Origin of the sequence: Poseidonibacter sp., from assembly GCF_041821165.1 — a bacterium.
In the GTDB taxonomy this organism is placed as follows: Bacteria; Campylobacterota; Campylobacteria; order Campylobacterales; family Arcobacteraceae; genus Poseidonibacter.
Genome location: NZ_JBGUES010000230.1, coordinates 1 through 3054, shown reverse-complemented (window position 1 = coordinate 3054; position 3054 = coordinate 1). Strand labels below are relative to the sequence as shown.

Here is a 3054-nt window from a genome sequence, read left to right as displayed (position 1 = left end):
CGCTTGACTAAATTTAAAAATTGATTTTTTACTTTCATCAACTTTTGCAATATTTCCATAAACTCTTGTTGTGTCAATTTCCTCAATTTTTTTGTTTTTAAAAATTTTAAATTTTATTGAGTTGAAACTTCTACCTTGTTTTATAAATTCATATGTAAAAGATAAATCAGTATTTTTTTGTAAATCTTTTTTTGCTTTATCTAAAATATCACTTTTAATATGACCATTTTTATATTTTTCAGGAATATCTAATAAGCTTCTTAAGTCTTCAATTATAAATGTTCTATTGCCTTTATCTTCTAATTGTTTTAATAATTCATATATTCTTATAGAATAAGAACTTCTAAGCTTTAAAACATTACTTACATGATATTGAGTAAAATTATTTTGAACATCTAATAGGAATGGAATTAACTTTTCATCCATTGAATAATAAATATATCCATCTTTATATTCTAAGCTTGAAAACCAACCACATAATCTATTGGTTCCTGGAAGATAAAAACTTTTTGAATATAAATCTTCAAAGAATTTTCTAATATATTTATAGTTTCCAATTTCCTTAGAACTAAATCCTAAATCTTGAATATGAATTACTTCATCTTCAAAATTTTTATAATCTGGTCTAATCATTGAAATTTGTTTACAAATAAATTTAAGTTCATTTACATTGTATTTGTGTTTAGTTCTCAAATTTATTAAACTATTATGTTTTCTTACATCATGTTCTTTTTTCATAAAATAATTCCTTTTGAACGATATGTTCTTAAGAATTATTTTTAAGTTAAAATATCGAAGTAAATAAAAATATTCGATATTTGGTATCAAATTTATAGGTTTTGACCACAAAAACTTCATAGTTCACCACAAAAATCCGATAGTTCACCACAAAAGTTCGATAGTTAGGTATTAGAAAGCTCGATTCCATGGCAGCTAGGGGATTCCTACAAATAAAACAAATAGGGAATAAAGTTTTTTTCATTACATTTATGTTTTATTTGCACATCAAAAATCAAGATTTTCTCGTGTTAATATCTCTAGTAATGTAATTGATATATCATTATATTTTTTTTAATAGTGTGAACATCAATAATAAATTCTTGATATTCATTAATATCATTTCAATATATTGAAATAATAGTTTTAGTAATTATTAATAAATTAATATTATAAAAAGTAAAATAAAAAGATATGCAATAATAGAGATATTATGTTATCAATATTATCAACTACTATTATTATGATTAAAAAAATTCTTTTACTATGTCATAAGATTCAATAGCTTTTTACTTGTTGTTCTATTGCGAAGTGCTACCGAAGTTTTTAAATATATTAAAAATATTGATTCTCGTATATATAAGCATATATACGAATAATCTATTTTTTTCTATGATGATTTATATACAAGCAACTATTTTCGAGCCAAATAAGGGCAACTATAGAAGCTCTTTTTTTCAAAAATAGCCTAAATTAAACAAAAAAGGAAATATTTTTTAAATTATGTTCTAAAAAAACAAGAAACTTTTTTCACTAATTTTTCATCACTTAAATAAATTTATGAATATCTCTCTTCTTTTTATTTTTATTGTTAAAAAAAAATGTTACACTTTGTATGGTAAAATAAAATACAAAAGGAAATATTACACTTCCATACAAAGAATTACTCTCGTATTTCTCGCATTACCTAACTTTCAGAAAAATAAAAATATGGCAAATTGCTATATTTTTACTTATTTAGCACTTCAACTCTATTTTTACCACTTGTTTTAGCAATATACATAGCCTCATCTGCTCTTGTAATAACAGAATGGAAAGTATCTTCATCATTAAATTCTGTAAGCCCAAAACTACAAGTTACATTACCTACTTTATTAAAATTTGCAGATGATACATGTTTCCTTATATTTTCAATTGCTATTTTTGCATTATTTATATTTGTTAAAGGCAAGATTATCACAAACTCTTCTCCACCCCATCTTGAAAAGATATCAGTACTTCTTAGATGTGATTTTATTTCTAATACCAATTGTTTTAATACATTATCACCTTCAATATGTCCATATGTATCATTGATTTTTTTAAAATTATCGATATCTAATATTACAAGTGAGAATTTTTCTGTTTTATATCTTCTAATTCTATCTATCTCATCTTTTAATTCTTGTTCGAATTTTAGTCTATTAAATATTCCTGTTAGATTATCTATAGTTGATAGTTCTTGATATTTAGTTGCTTTTTCTTTTAATACCTTATTTATTTTTTGTAGTTGATTATCATTGTTTCTCATAACATCAGCCCATTTTGAATAAATACGAGCTAAAAGCTCTTCTTGTGTTATTTGTCCTAATATCTCACCATCAAAATCTTCAACTATTAATCTTTTAAAATGTTTACTTTGAACAAATTCTAAGGCAGTTGATATTGTTGTTGTACTATTAATTGTTTGAATAGGAAAACTCATATATTCAGATATTGGTTTTGTTAGATCTCTTTTTTCTCCAAAAATTTTAACAACATCTTTTGTAGTGATAATTCCTTTTGCATTGTTTTGATCATCTGTTAAAATTATACAATCGCTAAGTTTATCCATATGCCCAAGAATCTCAAGTGTAGGAATATTCATATTTGCATATTTTAAATGAGTACTTAACATAATTTCGCCAATTACTCTTTTTTCAAGCATAAGTTTTGGATCAATACTTGATAATAAATCATAATAAGAAACAAAACCTTTTAAAATATTATCATTATCAATAACACATAAACAATTGATTTCTGGATTTACATTTAAAATTGCTTCAGTTACTGATGTTGTCTCTAATACTGCACTTATATTGTTAAATTTGATTTCTTTTATTTGTGTATTAAAATCAATATTTTGTGACTTTAATTTTATTAAATCATTGGCAGTAAAAATTGAGTAATGTTTATTTTTAGAAGGTAATATTATAACATCTCTATGTTTTTCTTTATACATAAGTTCAACTGCTGTTTGAATCGTATCTTCTGGTGTAACTGTAATTACATTTTTTGTTGCAATATCTAATATTCTTG

2 protein-coding genes are annotated in these 3054 nt (G+C 23.4%); both read right to left on the bottom strand.

What is annotated here, in order from left to right; genetic code table 11:
* On the bottom strand, window positions 1-738 hold a 738-nt coding region (locus ACERKK_RS12485), incomplete at its 3' end, for a replication initiation protein (RefSeq protein ID WP_373773406.1).
* A 988-nt stretch (window positions 739-1726) separates the two neighbouring features.
* A partial coding sequence (locus ACERKK_RS12480; RefSeq protein ID WP_373773405.1) for a diguanylate cyclase occupies window positions 1727-3054 on the bottom strand: 1328 nt, incomplete at its 5' end.